The following is a 17,341-nucleotide window of genomic DNA, read 5'->3' as shown; positions in this document are numbered from 1 at the left end:
TTCAAGGATTGACCAGCATAAAGTCCTGCTAACGCTTCTTGCTTGAAGGACTCAAAATCGAACTTTGGCTTCTCTTTTTCCATAATCCGTGTTTTTGTAAAAACCACTTTTTACCTGACACAGTTTATTGAACATCCTCACGTAGCGAGCAAAAATTGGCTACGTCAGGGAGATGCCCACGTTCCCTCACCTACACATCACCATCCCCTTCCCCCAATGCGGCATCAACTGCTTGTACTCCTCCGCCTTTACCACATACCAATTGTCCCATTGTTCCACCACCCCACAAATCTGCACCTCATCCGCCACATACGGCGCCAGTTTATCATTGATGGGCTGGCCATCCTGGTCCAACACAAAACAATATTGCTGCTCTCCATTGCTGGTTTTGGCCTTAAAAAACGCCGGAATCCCCCCAGCCAAACACCGAATCGCACAAGAGCGGTGGGGTTTCCCTTCACCGGGGCGCATCACTCCGAGGTAACATTTGGGATCGAGGATTTCACCGCGCAAAGTAGCTTTGCCCAATTGAACAGGTGTTGAAGCGATATCTTTCAGTGTGGAAAAGCCTTGGAACAACTCCTTTTCTGGGCCCAATTCAAAGGCCACCACCCCATCGTAATAAATCAATTTGCCTTTCAGGCGTATGCCTTTGCCCATCAGGGGTTTTCCGGTTTTTTGGGCCAAGGCTGCGAGTGCAGGGTTGGCACTTTTTTTGCCCATTCCGATCAATAAAATGCGTTGAAAATGAGGAAGTCCTTGTAGGTCCTTCCCCAGGGGGATTTTCAAACAAGGAATCGGCTCGGTGATCAAAATGCCTTCCAAAGTACGGAAGCGGGCGATTTCGTATTTGGAAGGGATAAATCCACGTTGGTTGAGCACCAGAATTCCGGCTATGGCTGGGACTAAAATCACCAGAGTCCAGACCACGTATTTGACCGATTGGCCGTAACTTTTCGGCGCTTTGTCTTGCCAGCCGATGTAAAATTCTTCGTTCATAACTTGAGAATTAGGCTTGAATAATGGCCGCGGGGCGTTCGGTTCCTTCAGGATACGGGCTTGGGTTGACCCAAACCATACCATCGACAATTTTTACATCGTAGGTCTCCAACTTTTCGGTAAAAGGCGGCGGCGATTGCCCATTTTGTGGCAGGTATTGGTAGCCATGCCAGGGGCAGGTGATACAACCATCGACAATTTTCCCCTCGCCGATTGGCCCATGTTGGTGGCGACAAATGTTGTTGACCGCCGACACCTTGCCATCGTAGCGGAATACCGCGATGTTTTGGCCTTCCAAATAGAGCATTTTTGCCCGATTTTCAGGAATGTCCTCCGCTGAACAGACCTGGTAGTACCCCTCGCCTAAAGTTGGCTTGTCCATTTGCTCCTGCAAACGTTTTTTCTCCACTCTTGCCGCCAGCAAATGCAGGGAGACCAGGGTCAAAAGGCCAAAACCTACAAAGCCGATCCACATGGGCGACTGCTCCAGTTGAATCACCCCCAACATGACGTGGAAAACCAGCAGCCCATAGGCCAGGTACACCAACATGTGCAAACTTTTCCACCAACGTGGGCTCAAGTTTTTCAGCCAAAAATCATGACTGGTGGCAGCCATCAAAAACAGAATCAGCAGGGCAAAAAAGCCCAGCACCTGAAAAGGAAAATCCTGCAAGGAGCCGTAATGGGTATTGGAAGCAAACACCGAAAAAATCGGATCAACGTAGCCCAAGCTGTGAAACTGGATGGTATTAAAAACCCCGTGTACTGCACCGATCAAAAACGTGCTCACGCCCAAATGCCGCCGATTGTACAACAAGGGCAAAAAGCGGTGATCCAAACGCGCCATTGGCCCGATGCACAAAATGAACTGCAGCATGATAAAAGCCAAGGTACCAGTAGCCCGAATGATCAGGGTTTCAGGGCTGATCAAGGGATAAAAGGCCAGCTGCAAGAGGGTGAACGTCAATAAATACAAAGCGATGATCCCACCCATGATGCGGTCGTAGCGCCGTTTTTGACGGTTCCATTGGACAGTGGTGTAGTTGACACTCATGGAAATTCCAATTTAAGAACGGTTTGATGATTAATTGGGTCGCTTAGTTTCAGTAAGTAAGACGATTGTAAAGACAGCGAATCGCCGATATTAAAGACATCCACTCCTTTGGGGGACATGGTGCCAAGAATTTGATCATTACAGGATACCTGGATAAAGGGGAATTTTCGGGGCAATCGATGAAGTATTTCGAATTGCTTATGCCCATCCTCGTCCCGTCTTAACCGGACAACTACTGCTTCTGCTCTTCGGGTAGACACCACCTGAGGGTAGAGCTTGGCCACTGGCTTAAGTTTAGCCCCAGGGGCGGGTGTTTGTGGTAAAACCCAGACAGCCGCAATAAAACCCGCCACCAAAAACAGGCTGCCAAACTGCCAGATCCTGCGATGTCGTTTGCGCAATTCAGGAACCATGTTTCTTTTGTTTTAACCATTTGTTGAGCAATACCACCCACAAGGCGATGGAGGCAGGCAAAAGCAACAAACGGGTGGCCCGGCTCGCCCCGTGCATGTTTTCATCAATTTGCTCCGCGCCTTTGAATACAAACCAAAGCCCAAAAATCAGACCCAGGGCGAGGTAAGTATATGCTCCGTAAAGCAGGATTTGCAACCAATACATGTGCAAGGATTTAAGTAGTGGGGCAAAAATAAGTGCTCATTTTTCTTGAGCCAAAGGATCAGATAAGGCACTTAAAATGAACCGTTTACTTATCTAATCCTTTGGCAAAATGAGCACTTATTTTTTATCGCCCCTAAGCTTCGTGGTAAATTTTCAAAACCGTTTCGCGCAAATGTTGCCCGGATTCGGTGAACAAATAATGGATGCTATCGGCAATGGCCTCAGGGGTGGTCCATTTTTCAAAATCGGCATCCGGCATGGCTTCCCGGTTGGGTGGCGTATCGATGGTGCTGGGAACGACCAACGAAGCACGAATACCTTTGTCTTTGCCGTAGGCATTGATGATGTTGGCCAGACTTACGAGCAGTGATTTAGACAAACCATAAGCCACATTGTACAAGGCCGCCTGGGCATCTATCGCCGCCCTGGAGCCGATCAGCACAATATGCCCGCCCCCATTGGCTTCAAAATGGGGCAAAAGGGCATGTACCACAAAATAGGCCGTTTCAAAATTCAACTTGTACATCTTTTGCAAAGCAGTGCCATCCGCAGCCAGCAAACCTCCCGGAGCGTAGCCCCCAACCAGCAGCACTGCAGCATTCAGGTTTGGGCTTTTTTTACAAATGTCTTCAATATAGGCCTGAGTGGCTTGTTCGTTGGTCAGGTCAACAGCAGCAATTTCTGCATCGGTTCTGGGGGAAGCAGAGCGATCTGTTCCGTATACTTTAAATCCTTCATGGACAAACTTTTGGAGCACGGCATGCCCCAGATTACCTGAGGCTCCGGTGATCAGGATTGATTTTTGCATGGGTGGTTGGTTTATGGTTTCAAGTTAATCATGGATGCTGGATCAGCGCCAAATTTTTCCAGAATTATTTTTGGGCCGCTTACAGCATAAACCGGGTTTTGGTGTTTTTGGCCAGATAGGTGGCAATTTAGAGTAAGGCAGTTCCCTCCATGCCGCCGTCGGTAATCCCAACGGAATAGACTGGCCGCCAGGCCCATGCCTAACACCGGTGCAATAAAATAAATGTACCATGCCGTCCAAATCTGCCCCGAAAAAGCCGAAGCAAAAGTACGCGCCGGGTTCATACTCATGCCGGAGTAAGGTGCTTCCAAGGTGATGTACACCACAATGATAGCTCCCACAAAAAAGCCCGTATAAGGGGCCAATTTAACATGGTTGCTCAAACTCAGCACCAGGTAAAAAAGCAAAAAAGACATCAACAATTCGAGGACAAAAGCCAGTACAACACCATTGGGAGGGGGCACTGTCGCTGCGTAATTGACCTCGGATACCGCACCAAAGCTTACAAGCAGCCAGGAAAAAAGCGCCACGCCCAGCGTTCCACCTAGAAACTGTGCGAGGATGTACCAAACTGCATCTTCCCACTTGATTCTATACAGCAACAAGTTGCTCAGCGTAACTGCCGGATTCAGGTGTGCTCCGGAGCGTTTTCCCCAGGGCGAGTAGATGATCAAAATGGCCGTGCTGCCCATCGCCACGCCCATCAGTAGTCGCCGTAGCCAGGCCGATTCAATGGGATTGCCCATGATAAAGCTTTTGTTTTCGAGCAAGTTGGTAAAAAAGACCGCCGAAATCATAAACATCCCCAGTGCCCAAGCCTCGATGAGGTAGCTTCGCCAGTGCTGTTGCAGTGCCCCGATCATCGTTTGCTGGCTTGAAGGGTATACAATACTTTGATCAACATCCCAATTGACCAGGCTTGCTGAAAGCAGCCCTTTCCTGGGCCGGGGTTTTCGCCGTCAAAAATTTCGGAAATCGCGTACAGACAATCTGCATCATAAAAATGGCGCTTTAAGGGTTCCATTTTTTCCAGGAGCAACTTCTTCGTTTCTGCGGTATTCCCCTTGACCTTCAAGGCTGCCAAAGCGTACTCGCCCCATAAAAAAGCCCATACCGTGCCCTGGTGATAAGCAGTGTCCCGCTCCCAGGGATTGCCGCCATAAAACCCTTTGAATTGGGGATCATCAGGCGCCAATGAGCGGAGGCCATAGTTGGTATACAGTGTTTTTTCAACTGAATCCAAGACCTTTTCCGCTTCCTTTGGATTGAGCAGGCCAAAGGGCAAACTCAAGGCATAAATTTGATTGGGCCGCATCGTGTCATCAACATATCCATCGGGCAAAATTACATCGTTGAGGTAACCTTGGGGGTTGATGAAAAAATGGCGGAATGCGGTGCTGGTTTTTTTTGCCCATTCTACATAGTTCTGTTGGTCCTGCTGCAATGCCTGAGCGAAAACAGCCATGATTTCCAGCGCATTGTACCAAAGCGCATTGATCTCTACCGGGCAGCCTTGTCGGGGGGTGACTACGTAATCGCCTACTTTGGCGTCCATCCAGGTAAGTTGTTGCAGGTCTTCACCACCGAACAACAAACCTTCAGGCGTGACATGGATGTTGTAGTGAGTCCCACGCTGGTGCCAGACAATGATTTCCTCCAATTGGGGAAAAACCTCAGCGATGAATGCAAGGTCCTGGAATTTTTCATGGTATTCGTACAAAACAACAAACAGCCAAAGGGTAGCATCAAATGTGTTGTACTCGGGCATTTCGCCGGAATCGGGGAAGCGATTGGGCAACAAACCCCGATTCAGGTATTGCAAAAAAGTGCGGATGATGGATTGGCTCACCTCTTTTTTACCACTAGCAATGGTCAAGCCCCGCATGGCAATCATGGTATCCCGCCCCCAATCCGTAAACCAGGGATAACCAGCAATCAGGGTGCTGGAGTTGGTTGATCGGCGTTGTACCAAAAATTGATCTCCTGAAATGAGCAAATCCCGCAAAAAAGTGTCCTTTACCCCAGCGCCCAAAGCTTTGATTCGTTTGCTTTCCTGGCCAATTAAACTGGCAAGATTGGTGTAGGTTTTATTTTCCGTTGAAAACAACAATTGCATTTTTTCACCAGGAGCCAGGTCAAACCTGATTTGCCCGATACTTTTGGCATCTTCCTGGAAATCCAGCCCCCGCGCCTGCTCAGCTGCATATTCAAAATTGTGGTACCAGACCCCCTCAGCAGCAAAATCACCTTTGGAAAATTGCATAAACAATGGCGTGGCACCGTAATGGGCATACACTTTTAGGCGGGTGGATTCTACCTGTTCGACAAAAAAATCGAAATCAGGGTTTTCCCGAAAAAGGCTGTGGTAATCGCGGAATACCAAAAAGGGTTGGATGCTGAGCTGAATGGCAGTTGTTCCCAGGTTTTCGTATTCCAATACCGTGGTATTTTGACCATAAACCATACTTGTGGTTTTGGCCAATTTGAATACTTCGGCTGCAAATACGGCTCTGGGCAGGGGCTCTCGTTCAAAACTTTCCAAAAAAGTATAGCCCTGGGGATGCACCACGCCCGGGTATTGGTTACAGCCTAGCTCAACCCTTTCTTCTCCTCGAAATACCGTTTCTTCCACTTTACTCACCAATACCTTGCGATCGGTAGGAGGATTGTTGGAAGCCACCAGAAGCCCGTGATACCGGCGGGTATTCGCGCCAATGATGCTGGAGGAGGCAAAACTTCCCAGCCCATTGGTCAGCAGCCATTCGAGGCCCGACAAGGCTTCAAATGTTTTATTTTCCAAATTCATTTTTTTAATTTTAAACGATAAGGAACGAGAACGAAATAAATTCCGCCATTTAGCAAAGCTATTTTGACTTTAGGCGACTATCTTTTGAGGCGAATAGCAGGCCTATTTAACGAAAAAGATAGGAAGAATAAGGTCAAAAGAGCAAAGGGAAATGGTGGTAGTTATTTCGTTCTCGTTCCTTACCACATGGATTTATCAATCAACTCAGCAACCAATCCCGTCCAACCCGTTTGATGGGAGGCACCTACTCCACGCGCATTATCTCCATGGAAATATTCATAAAACAGCAGTAAATCGCGGAAATGAGGATCGAAGTGGTAACTGTTGCTTTCGCCATGTACCGGACGCCGGCCCAATTCATCGCGCTGGAAGATCGACACCAGGCGTTTGGACAATTCATCGGCGGCTTGCTCCAGGTTGATCCAGTTGCCCGAATGGCTTGGAAACTCCACTTTAAAATCCTCGCCGTAATGTTGGCCATAAATCCGCAGGGAATGTCCGATCAGGTAATTCATGGGCATCCAGACCGGGCCTCGCCAATTGGAGTTGCCGCCAAATAAACCGGTCGTAGATTCTCCCGGTTCATATTGTAGGCCAAATTCCTGCCCGGCAATATTCACCATGTAAGGTGATTCGTGGATTTTAGAAACGGAGCGAATGCCTCCTTTACTTAGAAATTCCTTTTCATCAAACAAAGCTTGCAGCAAACGATGTAAGCGATCATGAGGCACCAGCGACAACAAAATATTACCCTCGTCTTCCAGCTCGTCAATCACCAGGTACTCCTGGTTGTCTTCCCGGTATTTTTGAAACCACTTCAAACGATTGTAAAAATCGGGAAGTTTTTTCAGCTTCTCTCGATCTAGCTCCATCACGGCAAAAAGGGTGGTCAATCCAACCAAGGAACGGACTTTCAAGGGGATGTACTCTTCATTGGGTAAGGCCAGGATGTCGTAAAAGAAACCTTCCACCGGATCCCAGGATCCAGTCCAGTTTTCGTTGATGTTGTTCAGGGATGCGGCGATGTAGGTGAAATGTTCAAAAAACTTGGTCGCTACATCTTCATAAGCCACATCGTCTTCGCCCAAAATCAGGGCCATTTCCAGCATGTTCAGACAATACATGGCCATCCAAGCGGTTCCGTCGGCCTGCTCCAGGTAGCCGCCACCAGGGATGTAACTGCTGCGGTCAAAAACGCCGATGTTGTCCAGCCCCAAAAATCCACCTTCAAAGACGTTGTTGCCTTGATGATCCTTGCGGTTGACCCACCAGGTAAAATTGATGAGCAATTTTTGAAAAACGCGCTTCAAAAAATCCTTGTCGTCTTTACCGTTTCGTGCCTTGTCCATTTTGTACACTTGCAAGCAGGCCCAGGCGTGTACGGGCGGGTTGACATCACCAAAAGCCCATTCGTAGGCCGGAAGTTGCCCATTGGGGTGCATGTACCACTCGCGCAAAAACAAAATGAGCTGTTGTTTGGCAAATTCCGCGTCTACCATCGCCAGGGGCACACAATGGAAGGCCAGGTCCCAGGCAGCGTACCAGGGGTATTCCCATTTGTCGGGCATCGAGATGATGTCCTCGTTGTTGAGGGTCGCCCATTGGTGGTTGCGGCCTTTTTGGCGGTTCGCAGGCGGTGGATAGGTTCCTGGATCACCTTTCAACCAGCGGGGCATGTCGATGTTGTAGTATTGTTTGCTCCAGAGCATGCCCGCAAAAGCCTGGCGTTGGATGTTGGCCAGGTCTTCGTTGGCCCCTTTTTTGAACCCAGCATAAAATGCATCGGCTTCTTCAATGCGCGTTGTAAAGGTTTTGCTGAAATCATTGCCCAGGGCTTCAGTCAAATTGGCTTTTTTACTCAAGCGCAACTTGATCTCCACTTTTTCTCCTGGCAATAAGTCAAACTGGTAGTGTGGAGCGAATTTAGTGCCGAAGGAATTGCCTTCCAGGAACTCATCCCCTTGAACTACAGCGCGATGAAAAGCATCTTTGACAAATGGGCTGGCGTTGGGGTTGCCGAAAATTCGCTCGGTATTGGTTTCGTTTTCAGTAAAAAGCAATTGCTGCGGAGGATCAAAATACAGGTAGTAATCGCCAAGTTTGGGATGATGTGCCCGGACTACGTTTGCGGAAGCTTCAGACCGGATGATTGGTTTTTCTTCCAGCAGCCCAAAAGACCAAAGGTTGCGAAACCACAAGGTGGGCAGCAAGGAAAGTTGGCCTTCCTTCCGGCCACGCACATGAGCGGTGATCCGAATACAAATGTCTTCTTCGTCTACTTTGGCGTATTCGGTAACGACGTCGTAATAACACATCTCGTCGAAGGCATCAGAATCGTACAACTCAAATTCTGGTTCGTGCTTGGACCGCTGGCGGTTGATTTCGACCAAATCCTGATAAGGAAAAGGTTCGAGGGTATACTTGTACAAATGTTTCATGTAGGAATGCGTCGGCGTACTGTCGAGGTAGTAGTACAGTTCCTTGACGTCTTCTCCATGATTGCCTTCCGGGCCAGTGAGGCCAAAAAGGCGCTCCTTGAGAATGGGATCTTTGCCATTCCACAAAGCGATGCCAAAGCAGAGGTTGCATAGGTCATCGGAAATACCAGCGATCCCATCTTCACCCCAACGGTAGACCCGGGAGCGGGCGTGGTCGTGTGGGAAATAATCCCAGGCTTCACCATGTTCGCTGTAGTCTTCCCGCACGGTGCCCCATTGGCGTTCGCTGAGGTAAGGGCCCCATTTGAGCCATTTTTTTTCGCCCGAATATTGCTCTTGAAGTCTTTTCACTTCAGGATTTATCTTGGATTTTGCCATTTGGTTAAATATTGTGGTAAAAGTGATCCAATTGAATGTTATCCTATTTTACTACGCTTTAATTTCCAAAAGGATCAACCATTGTCCTCAAATCCAGGATAAAGGGTCATACCTCCATCTACAAACAAAGTGGCGCCATGGATATAATCAGATTCATCGGAAGCCAACCAGCAACATACATTACTAATGTCGGAGGTTTCGCCTACTCTTTTGTAGGGAATCAATTTCAACAAACGCTCTTCTGCTTCGGGCGTTTCCCAGGCCATGCGGTTGATGGGGGTCTTGATAGCGCCGGGGGCTACACTATTCACGCGTATTTTCATCGGCCCCAATTCCTGAGCCAAAGAGCGCATTAGCAGCATCACTCCACCTTTGGAGGCAGCATAGTTGACGTGTCCTGCCCAGGGAATCAATTCATGTACGGAGCTCATGCAGATGATTTTCCCCAGAGATCGAGATACCTCCGGGCGCATTCCTCGGCGGTTGAATTCACGTACGGCTTCCTGCGCGCAAAGGAATTGCCCGGTCAGGTTGACATCGAGTACAAATTGCCAATCCTCCAGCGACATGTCAATAAATGGGGCATCTTTTTGTAAACCCGCGTTGTTGACCAAAATATCTACGGTTCCAAAGGTCTCTATCGCCATTTTGAACATGGCCTTGACCTGATCTTGTTTGCTGACGTCGACCTTATAGGCGATGGCTTGGCCACCAGCTTCCTGGATAATGGCCACGGCTTCTTCAGCACCCTGGCTATTACCGGCATAATTGACCACTACATTCGCCCCCGCGAGGCCCATGCCGATGGCGCAGGCTTTGCCAATCCCGGAGCTGGCTCCGGTAACGATGGCGGTTTGACCTGCTAATTTGGATGAAATAGGTTGCATAAGGTGTTTTGTTCAATGATTATTTTAAAAAACTGCTTTATTTCAGTTGTTCCAACAAATGATCTCCCACCCGCAGAGCCTGCGCAATGATGGTCAAAGCTGGATTCACTGCCGAACTGGAGGGAAAAAAGCTGCCATCTACGACATATAAGTTTTGCACATCGTGGGCTTGACACAGGTCATTCAAGGCTGAAGTATTCGGATTTTTGCCAAAACGAACGGTACCACATTGGTGGGCTACGCCTGCCAGGGGAATTTTTTTGCCCAGATACAAATGATTCGGCAAAAGGTGGGTTTCACAACCAACGTGCTCCAGAATCCAAACCAGTTTTTTGTACAAACGTTGGTGGGCTTCCAGGTTGTTTTCGGTGTAATGCAAGTGAATATGCCCCTCCTTGTCTACCATCACCCGGTTATTGGGGTCGGGCAGATCCTCCGAAGTCATCCAAAAATCGAGGGAATGTTTGGCAATGTAATCCAGAGCCATTCCTGGTGTGAATCCGGGGGCATCTTCGCGAAACATCAATGGATCGGATTTTCCCAACATTTGGATATGCCCGAGTGGTAGTTCACTCTTGTCGCTGTGGTGGTAAAAATCATTGATAGCCAGGGTTTTGCCAAAAATGCTTGGGTTTGGTTTTTTGGAAATCGCCAATAGGGCTGAGTTGTTGTGGCACATGTAATGGCGGCCTACCACATTAGAGCGGTTGGCAAGGCCATTGGGATGCTGATCATTGGCGGAGCGAAGCAATAAGGCTGCCGAATTGATGGCGCCACAAGCAACAATGACGATGTTGGCACTGAAAGTCAGGGTCTCGAGTCCTTTTCTAACGATGACTTCCTTTACTTCATCCCCTGATGCATTGGTATTCAGGCGTTCGACATAAGCTTCGGCCAGCAGGGTTACATTGGGGTGTTGCAGCGCGGGCTTGACTCCTACCACGTGCGCGTCGGCTTTCACTTCAGATGGGTCGGGAAATCCATCGTAACGATCCAATACTGCGGGTGCGTCTCCAGGATTTTCTCCCAAGCGGGCACCGATGGGCAAAGGAAAAGGATTCAAACCCAGTTTGATCAGGTCATCATTGAGTTCCTGAATCCGAGGCTCATGGGTTAAGGGTGCCAATGGGTAGGGTTCTGAAGCCCAGGGTTCCGTGGGGTCAGATCCCCGAAGTCCGTGTACGTGATACATTTTTTCGGCCTGGGTATAATAGGGCTCCAAGTCAGCATAATTGATTGGCCAGGCAGGAGAAATGCCCCCATAGTGTTTGACCTCCCCAAAATCACTTTCTCGCATGCGCAACAAGGCTGCGCCATAAAACTTGGTATTCCCCCCCACGTAGTAGTGCATACCCGGGCGAAAGGCTTTACCATTTTTATCTTGCCAGGTTTCGGTAGTGGTATATTTTTGGTCCAGGAATACGGCTTGGGTGCTCCAATTGTCTTTTTCCCGGGGGACGTAGGTACCTCGTTCCAACAAGAGGATTTTTTTGCCGGAAGGGGCCAAACGATTGGCCAGGGTACCGCCTCCGGCACCCGTTCCGATGATGATCACATCGTAATGGTTCATACAAGTCGAGTTTTAAGTAAGGTGTAATTGAATGCTTTAAAAGAAATAGATGCTGGCGTTGGGTGAAGCTGTTCTCCTTAAATTTTTCAGTGCATTGGCTGGATGAACCACTCCGGCACCTTGGCGCTCATCACTGACCAGAGGTAATTTGCGGGCTGTTCGGCACAGGATTTCTTTAACCTTGGTCGGATTTAAAAGCGGATTGGCTTCCAGCATCTGAGCAATCAGCCCACTTACGATTGGTGCGGCAAAGGAGGTCCCATCCGCGTGTTGGTAATGTGGGGTGATGAGTTTGCGCTGACTGATTTCAGTGGCAATTGTTTCCCGGATCTGTTCGATTTGCTGTTGCAACAAGTGGGTGCTCAGTCCGTGTTTTGCGGCAAAATTGCTGTATTTCGCTTTAAGGTACTGCGGGTCTGGAGTATTGGCCAGTTCAAAAAGTACCATGGCCTGCTCGTGAGCCGCGGTTCCTGGCAAAACCGGGGCTGGAATCCAGATCGCCGGAGCAATCAGGTCCGGTTTTTGGAATCCATCCACTGTAGTGCCATAAGTAGAAGGATACCAACTATTGTCTGACGGATGCAAGGTGTTGTGGTCATCCAATCCACCTACGGTAATGGCATGTGGACTATTGGCAGGAGCTTTCAGCAAGGCATTTTCATCATTTCCGGCCGCCACTACCACCACCATGCCAGCCCGCTGGGCCTTTTGAATGGCCTGATCTACGGCATTGATGCGGTAGGAGGTCGCCCAATCGTCGGTAACAGACAAATTGAGGATGCGGATTTTGTATCTTTTTTGATTTTCAATGGCCCAATGAATGGCCTTGGCGATGTTTTGGCCACTGATTTTTCCCTGCTCATCGGCTACTTTAAGCAAAACCAGTTTGGCTGCCGGAGCCAACCCCTGATACCGTCCATTGGAAAGGCTGCCATTTCCAGCGCCCACCACACTGGTCATCGTACCATGCCAACTATTGGTGTCGGGAAGTAGTGGCGAGTGGGGGTTATCGGAGGATAAATCTTCCATACACAAAATCCGGTCCCGGATATCCGGATGGGGATAAAATCCACTATCGATAAAACAGATCGTGACTCCTTTTCCGGTGTACTCACTGCTCAGTTGCAAGCGCTGGGCGATGGGCAAAATTTTATACCCGTCCTTGCTGGTGTAAGCACTTGTAAACTTTGGGCCAGCCCAGGATTCCAATTGAGCCTGATCTACACAGCGGGTGCAGGCCCCCTGGATGGGCTGCCAATGGGGCAATTCCCCCTTGAGTTTTTCCAAAATGGGTGCATCCAGCTCGAGGTCAAAATGGTGCAATAGACGCTGGTGCTCTTGTTGACAAATAGGGCAGTACATGGTGTTTTTCTTTTGATGGAACAAAGTTGCGCTCAGTGGAAAGCGCAAGTTGTTACCCAGGTAACACCAAACCCCGTTTTGTCCTAGAATTTTTGTCGCATCGCGACACTTGGAAAAACAGTTGTGAACTTTATACAGAGAATAAAGAATCGGACACCCAAAATTTTCCAGGTTCTTGACGGATCTTGCCCTCTCTTTCTAATTCATTCAGTAGCAATGAAACTGATTTTCGGGAAGTGGCGATTAAATTGGCCATTTCCTGTTGGGTAAGCGCATGATGAACGTAGATTTCATTGGTCACGACATTTTTCTGTGGAACGGCATATATTTCTGTCAAATCTTTGAGTAACTCGATCAGTCGACGCTTAATGTCTTTAAAAAACAGGATTTCCAGCCTTCGTTCCAACTTGCGTACGTTTTCGCCAATTCTTTTGTGGATTTCGGTGCTAAAGGGGACGTAATCCCGGGCCAGTTCCCGTGCTTTATCTACACTCATCCGGCACACCTGGGTGCCTTCCTGGGTCACCTGGGCAAAATCCCGATGGGTCATTTGCCCCAAAAAGGCCATTTCGCCCAACAACTCACCCCGAGTGAGGTAAGTTTTGATGTTCTCGTTGCCTTCATCATCGTAATACCCCACTTTCACTTTTCCTTCGGTGATGAGGAATATTTCTTTGGAAGTTTCATTGGGTAAAAAAAGAAAATCGTTTTTGTGATAGGTAAATGGAGGACTGTGCTTGATGTGGTCCGCGTATTTGTAAGGACACAGAATGTGAAATAAATCAATCTCTTCAAAATACCAGATTGCTTTCATACGAGGGTGAGATGTTTGCTCAAAAGTACCAAATTCGAGCTGCATTTCAAAAGTTTACAAATCGTCCGCGCAAAAACATTTGCAGGGCTTTTCGCAAAACGGACTAAACCATAACGAGTGGTAAACCCGTTTTACTGCAAAATTCAAAAAAATGAAAACACTATTGCAATCCATTTTGATGCTAGGACTCTTGGTCAATGTCCTTAGCCTTTCCGCACAAGACCAACACAAAGTTAATGTGGACAAAAATCAGGTCGCCATTGACGGTTATGACCCCGTAGCGTATTTTGAAGACCACAAACCCGTCAAAGGATCGGATGAATTCAGCTACAAATACGAGTCGGCGGTTTACCATTTTGCCAGCAAAGCCCACCTGAACACTTTCAAAAAGGACCCGGATAAATATGTACCCCAATACGGCGGTTTTTGCGCTTACGGAGTTTCCAGAGGTTACGCAGTGGGCATCGACCCCGATGCCTGGTCCATCGTAGACGGAAAATTGTACCTGAACTACAGTCTGAAGGTGCAAAAAACCTGGAATGAAGACAAACCGGGTTACATCAAAAAAGCGGACAAAAACTGGCCGAGTATCTTGGACAAAAAATAAAACCGGAATGGCAAAAAAATTAAGCCGATATTTACACTCGCCTTAATTTCTTTGCCATGCGTCAATTTTTTCGCAAACTGGTCATTGGCCTCCTGCGTTTTCAAATCAATACCATTGCCTTGTTTTCGCTGAGCTGGGCCGGGCGCAAAGCCCTGGATATTTTCCGCACTCCGCATAAAGGTCGCCTGCGCGAACAAGACAAGACCTTTTTGGCAGGAGCCAAATGGGAAACCTTACAAGCCGAAGGCCTCGACATCCAAACTTACATCTGGGAAGGCAGCGGCCCCACCATTCTGTTGGCCCACGGCTGGGAAAGCAACTCGGGGCGCTGGCGCACTTTTATCAATTTTTTCAGGAAAAAAAACTACCGCATTGTAGCCCTGGACGCTCCGGGCCACGGAGCTACCAGCGGCAAACGTTTTGATGCTGTGTGGTACGCCATGACCTTAAAAGCCGTAGCCGAAAAGCATCAACCCGAGTTCATCGCCGGGCATTCGGCAGGCGGCATGGCACTTTTGTACTATTTGGCGGGCTTCCATCCTGCTTTTGTGAAAGGGGCCATTGTCATTGCCGCACCCTGTAGTTTGCGCCAGGTATTGAGCAATTTCAACAAAGTAATGCAATTGAGCGAACGGGCCATGACCGGCATGGAAATCGCCATCAATGAACAGTTTGGCCTACCCGCCGACTCTTTCAACCTTTTCGATTTTGCCGAAAAGTCAAAAATCAAGGGCCTGGTACTGTACGATGCCTGCGACGAAATCGCTTCCTTTGCGGAAGGGCAAAAACTGGCAGCGATTTGGAAAAAAAGCCATTTTGAAGGGTACAATGGGTTAGGGCATAGTATGAATAATAAGGCGGTGGCGGAGGAGATTGGGGTGTTTGTGGAGGAATTTGAAAAGGGTGTCTCGTCCTAAAATACCGACATCAAGCCACTTTAGCCACCAACGCACTGATCTTGGAAACCTCCACCCCATTCACCCACAATTCATACTCACTCAAATCAAGCTCGTCGTTCCAAATCACCCCATAGCCGCCATTGGCAAGGCGGGCGGTGTTGAACAAGGCTTCATCTTTTAATGGAGCAAAAGCAGGGCTTTCCAGCCGCTCGGAGAGCGAATAAATTTTAATCTCGCCATTGTCAAAAATGAGAAAGAGGCGGTAATTGGGTAATGTCTGAAGGTAGTTGATGCGTGGGTAGCTTTCCATAGTTGGCCGTTTAATCGATGTTTTGAATATCCTGGGAGTCCCACATGTCTTTTAGTTTGGTTTTCCGTGGCTCAGCCCATTTTTTAACCTTTTTCTAATTCGATTGGGATTCCGGAGCAGTAGCACATATTCAAAGCAGTGGCCTTTCACCATAATGCGGCACCACATAATCCGAATAATCTATCACAATTCCTTTTGTATCAAGATACTTATCCAAACTACCACCAGGCCGTGAAAGCTCCAAAAACAAAGTGTCTAAATCTTTTGCAGTATTTACGATATCTTCATTTAATTTACTTCTGGCATCGATCCCCGGTTGACCGCCGACTGGTGGGCTTGTAACCACATAACCTTTGGAAAAATCTTTATCAAACAAGAAAATCCCTTGACCAATGCTTGTCCAAATTGTCCAATAATGATCCAGGTGATTTCGGATTTCTAAACGATCTCGACAATTTTTAATGTTATCTGAAAATAACTGGTTTTTTGATTTAAAAAATGAGACGGCACTTCCAGGCGTGTAATTCTTTGGAGTACCGTCTGGATAATACTCGTACAATGGTTTTTGTCCCTCTACAATAAGTAGCAAATTGCTCATTGAATTGACACAGGTATAAAGGCTGGAGTAAGCTGCCTTCCAGTTCTTTTTCGCCTCAAATTCTCGGGTTCCATTTGAATTAAATTTGCCAATCTCATATTCCAGCGCTTGATAAAAACTGATTGCCTCGGCAAGACAAGTATACACGTGATACATAATCATACTAATGGCAACCAAATCTTTGGCTTCTTCCTCTTCAGTGGCTAGGGCTTCGCCAGTAACTTTTTCCCAGTGAACGCTAGGCAGATGACTAGCGCGGAGCACTTCCCGAAAATACCAGTAGTGGGGCATGTACTTGGCTGTAAATCCTTTGAACGTTTCTTCAATGAAATTTCCTTGATAGCCGCCTTTGGAAAAATCGATCATTTTGTATTTTTTGGAAATATTTGATAATAACCTGTGAATTGAGGTCTGGGTTCCCGAGAATTGTAAATTTATACCACAATATTTCCGAGCTATGCTTAGTATTTTCTTGAGTTTTTTATTGCTGCCAAAACTTCAGCCTCTTACTCATCTCCATTTGTTGTATAACCACGATAATGCTAATAATCGCTGCAAAATAACACCAGACCGAAATCACATAATTGGGGTAAAGCATTTCGGCTATAAAAAAGGATGCCATCATCGGCAGACCTACGATCCACATTTTTGGAACTGAGGAAATAAAAGTGGGCAGGATCGTTAGGATTCCGTAAACACCCCAGGTAAATAGGACAAATGTAGGGGGGTAATGAAGTTTGTACTGTATGTGGTACTCCGCTATTTGTGCCTCGAATGCATTGGTTAGCAAATAATAGAAGGTATGTAGTGCAAAGACCAAGCCCAAGCCAGCTAAGAAGCGCAAAATTTTCTTACGTTGTGAGTTGTTTTCAAGCCTCAAAATCGCCATAGGTATCCACAAAGGCCAAAGGACCTCGGCAAAAAACAAAAACACAAATGCTGCGCGGCGAAGCCAGTCGGCAAAGGGTTCCTGAGTCAGCGACAACCAAACAAATCCTTCTGCAAATTGCTGAATGGCAAAAATGGCAGGAATTGCAGCAAACATCCTTTGTTTGGGTTCTGTCACCTTTGTGGCAGCGAGTATACCTGCTCCAGAAAGAATGACACCCGCGCCAAAACTAGCAGTTGTTGAAAAGCACATTGTCTGAGTTTTTTAATGAAGTAATGATCACAAATTCAACCCATTACAAACG

At 47.7% G+C, this 17,341-nt stretch carries 17 protein-coding genes; 2 read left to right on the top strand and 15 right to left on the bottom strand.

What is annotated here, in order from left to right:
• Window positions 1–186: 186 nt before the first annotated feature.
• From SFV55_RS22640 to SFV55_RS22585, 12 genes are all read right to left on the bottom strand, one after another.
• The gene (locus SFV55_RS22640) at window positions 187–999 is read right to left on the bottom strand and encodes a hypothetical protein (RefSeq protein WP_320031840.1); all 813 of its coding nucleotides are present in this window, start codon (window positions 997–999) and stop codon (window positions 187–189) included.
• Between the two features lie 10 nt (window positions 1,000–1,009).
• Complete coding sequence (locus tag SFV55_RS22635) at window positions 1,010–2,053, bottom strand: Rieske 2Fe-2S domain-containing protein (RefSeq protein ID WP_320031839.1); 1,044 nt, start codon at window positions 2,051–2,053, stop codon at window positions 1,010–1,012.
• A complete protein-coding gene (locus tag SFV55_RS22630; protein WP_320031838.1) occupies window positions 2,050–2,466 on the bottom strand; it encodes a hypothetical protein in 417 nt (138 codons plus the stop codon). The genes SFV55_RS22635 and SFV55_RS22630 overlap by 4 nt, the downstream gene beginning before the upstream one ends.
• Window positions 2,456–2,671 carry a hypothetical protein gene (locus SFV55_RS22625; protein WP_320031837.1) on the bottom strand — a complete coding sequence of 72 codons (216 nt, stop codon included), beginning with the start codon at window positions 2,669–2,671 and terminating at the stop codon, window positions 2,456–2,458. Before SFV55_RS22625 ends, SFV55_RS22630 begins: the two co-directional genes overlap by 11 nt.
• A 133-nt stretch (window positions 2,672–2,804) precedes the next feature.
• Window positions 2,805–3,479, bottom strand: a complete 675-nt coding sequence (locus SFV55_RS22620) for an SDR family NAD(P)-dependent oxidoreductase (RefSeq protein ID WP_320031836.1) — start codon at window positions 3,477–3,479, stop codon at window positions 2,805–2,807.
• Between the two features lie 11 nt (window positions 3,480–3,490).
• A complete protein-coding gene (locus SFV55_RS22615; RefSeq protein ID WP_320031835.1) occupies window positions 3,491–4,342 on the bottom strand; it encodes an aquaporin in 852 nt (283 codons plus the stop codon).
• On the bottom strand, window positions 4,339–6,285 hold the full coding sequence (locus tag SFV55_RS22610; protein WP_320031834.1) for an amylo-alpha-1,6-glucosidase: 1,947 nt from the start codon (window positions 6,283–6,285) through the stop codon (window positions 4,339–4,341). Before SFV55_RS22610 ends, SFV55_RS22615 begins: the two co-directional genes overlap by 4 nt.
• 179 nt (window positions 6,286–6,464) lie before the next feature.
• On the bottom strand, window positions 6,465–9,101 hold the full coding sequence (locus tag SFV55_RS22605; RefSeq protein ID WP_320031833.1) for an MGH1-like glycoside hydrolase domain-containing protein: 2,637 nt from the start codon (window positions 9,099–9,101) through the stop codon (window positions 6,465–6,467).
• Between the two features lie 74 nt (window positions 9,102–9,175).
• A complete protein-coding gene (locus SFV55_RS22600; protein ID WP_320031832.1) occupies window positions 9,176–9,988 on the bottom strand; it encodes an SDR family oxidoreductase in 813 nt (270 codons plus the stop codon).
• A gap of 37 nt (window positions 9,989–10,025) precedes the next feature.
• On the bottom strand, window positions 10,026–11,558 hold the full coding sequence (locus tag SFV55_RS22595; RefSeq protein WP_320031831.1) for a GMC family oxidoreductase: 1,533 nt from the start codon (window positions 11,556–11,558) through the stop codon (window positions 10,026–10,028).
• 36 nt (window positions 11,559–11,594) lie between these two features.
• Window positions 11,595–12,920, bottom strand: a complete 1,326-nt coding sequence (locus tag SFV55_RS22590; protein WP_320031830.1) for a S8 family serine peptidase — start codon at window positions 12,918–12,920, stop codon at window positions 11,595–11,597.
• A 130-nt stretch (window positions 12,921–13,050) separates the two neighbouring features.
• A complete protein-coding gene (locus SFV55_RS22585; protein WP_320031829.1) occupies window positions 13,051–13,734 on the bottom strand; it encodes a Crp/Fnr family transcriptional regulator in 684 nt (227 codons plus the stop codon).
• Window positions 13,735–13,885: 151 nt separating this feature from the next.
• On the opposite strand from SFV55_RS22585, the gene SFV55_RS22580 reads away from it, so the two are divergent.
• The gene (locus tag SFV55_RS22580; protein ID WP_320031828.1) at window positions 13,886–14,341 is read left to right on the top strand and encodes a YHS domain-containing (seleno)protein; all 456 of its coding nucleotides are present in this window, start codon (window positions 13,886–13,888) and stop codon (window positions 14,339–14,341) included.
• Between the two features lie 56 nt (window positions 14,342–14,397).
• Window positions 14,398–15,258 carry an alpha/beta hydrolase gene (locus SFV55_RS22575; protein WP_320031827.1) on the top strand — a complete coding sequence of 287 codons (861 nt, stop codon included), beginning with the start codon at window positions 14,398–14,400 and terminating at the stop codon, window positions 15,256–15,258.
• A gap of 10 nt (window positions 15,259–15,268) precedes the next feature.
• Here the strand turns inward: SFV55_RS22575 and SFV55_RS22570 are convergent, their stop codons facing one another.
• The 3 genes from SFV55_RS22570 to SFV55_RS22560 form a co-directional block, all read right to left on the bottom strand.
• Window positions 15,269–15,550: a DUF2442 domain-containing protein gene (locus tag SFV55_RS22570; RefSeq protein WP_320031826.1), complete on the bottom strand. Its 282-nt coding sequence runs from the start codon at window positions 15,548–15,550 to the stop codon at window positions 15,269–15,271.
• Between the two features lie 130 nt (window positions 15,551–15,680).
• The gene (locus SFV55_RS22565) at window positions 15,681–16,514 is read right to left on the bottom strand and encodes a hypothetical protein (protein ID WP_320031825.1); all 834 of its coding nucleotides are present in this window, start codon (window positions 16,512–16,514) and stop codon (window positions 15,681–15,683) included.
• Between the two features lie 115 nt (window positions 16,515–16,629).
• Window positions 16,630–17,289, bottom strand: a complete 660-nt coding sequence (locus SFV55_RS22560) for a DUF6629 family protein (RefSeq protein ID WP_320031824.1) — start codon at window positions 17,287–17,289, stop codon at window positions 16,630–16,632.
• Window positions 17,290–17,341 lie beyond the last annotated feature (52 nt).

It is taken from the genome of Haliscomenobacter sp. (genome assembly GCF_033763495.1).
In the GTDB taxonomy this organism is placed as follows: domain Bacteria; phylum Bacteroidota; class Bacteroidia; order Chitinophagales; family Saprospiraceae; genus Haliscomenobacter.
The sequence above is the reverse complement of the archived record's forward strand: the minus strand, read 5'-3'. Positions and strand labels throughout refer to the sequence as shown.

What these genes read in the sequence shown, in the direction of transcription:
- SFV55_RS22640 (WP_320031840.1), bottom strand. Translation starts at nt 999, where the DNA reads ATGAACGAAGAATTTTACATCGGCTGGCAAGACAAAGCGCCGAAAAGT.
- SFV55_RS22635 (WP_320031839.1), bottom strand. Translation starts at nt 2,053, where the DNA reads ATGAGTGTCAACTACACCACTGTCCAATGGAACCGTCAAAAACGGCGC.
- SFV55_RS22630 (WP_320031838.1), bottom strand. Translation starts at nt 2,466, where the DNA reads ATGGTTCCTGAATTGCGCAAACGACATCGCAGGATCTGGCAGTTTGGC.
- SFV55_RS22625 (WP_320031837.1), bottom strand. Translation starts at nt 2,671, where the DNA reads ATGTATTGGTTGCAAATCCTGCTTTACGGAGCATATACTTACCTCGCC.
- SFV55_RS22620 (WP_320031836.1), bottom strand. Translation starts at nt 3,479, where the DNA reads ATGCAAAAATCAATCCTGATCACCGGAGCCTCAGGTAATCTGGGGCAT.
- SFV55_RS22615 (WP_320031835.1), bottom strand. Translation starts at nt 4,342, where the DNA reads ATGATCGGGGCACTGCAACAGCACTGGCGAAGCTACCTCATCGAGGCT.
- SFV55_RS22610 (WP_320031834.1), bottom strand. Translation starts at nt 6,285, where the DNA reads ATGAATTTGGAAAATAAAACATTTGAAGCCTTGTCGGGCCTCGAATGG.
- SFV55_RS22605 (WP_320031833.1), bottom strand. Translation starts at nt 9,101, where the DNA reads ATGGCAAAATCCAAGATAAATCCTGAAGTGAAAAGACTTCAAGAGCAA.
- SFV55_RS22600 (WP_320031832.1), bottom strand. Translation starts at nt 9,988, where the DNA reads ATGCAACCTATTTCATCCAAATTAGCAGGTCAAACCGCCATCGTTACC.
- SFV55_RS22595 (WP_320031831.1), bottom strand. Translation starts at nt 11,558, where the DNA reads ATGAACCATTACGATGTGATCATCATCGGAACGGGTGCCGGAGGCGGT.
- SFV55_RS22590 (WP_320031830.1), bottom strand. Translation starts at nt 12,920, where the DNA reads ATGTACTGCCCTATTTGTCAACAAGAGCACCAGCGTCTATTGCACCAT.
- SFV55_RS22585 (WP_320031829.1), bottom strand. Translation starts at nt 13,734, where the DNA reads ATGAAAGCAATCTGGTATTTTGAAGAGATTGATTTATTTCACATTCTG.
- SFV55_RS22580 (WP_320031828.1), top strand. Translation starts at nt 13,886, where the DNA reads ATGAAAACACTATTGCAATCCATTTTGATGCTAGGACTCTTGGTCAAT.
- SFV55_RS22575 (WP_320031827.1), top strand. Translation starts at nt 14,398, where the DNA reads ATGCGTCAATTTTTTCGCAAACTGGTCATTGGCCTCCTGCGTTTTCAA.
- SFV55_RS22570 (WP_320031826.1), bottom strand. Translation starts at nt 15,550, where the DNA reads ATGGAAAGCTACCCACGCATCAACTACCTTCAGACATTACCCAATTAC.
- SFV55_RS22565 (WP_320031825.1), bottom strand. Translation starts at nt 16,514, where the DNA reads ATGATCGATTTTTCCAAAGGCGGCTATCAAGGAAATTTCATTGAAGAA.
- SFV55_RS22560 (WP_320031824.1), bottom strand. Translation starts at nt 17,289, where the DNA reads ATGTGCTTTTCAACAACTGCTAGTTTTGGCGCGGGTGTCATTCTTTCT.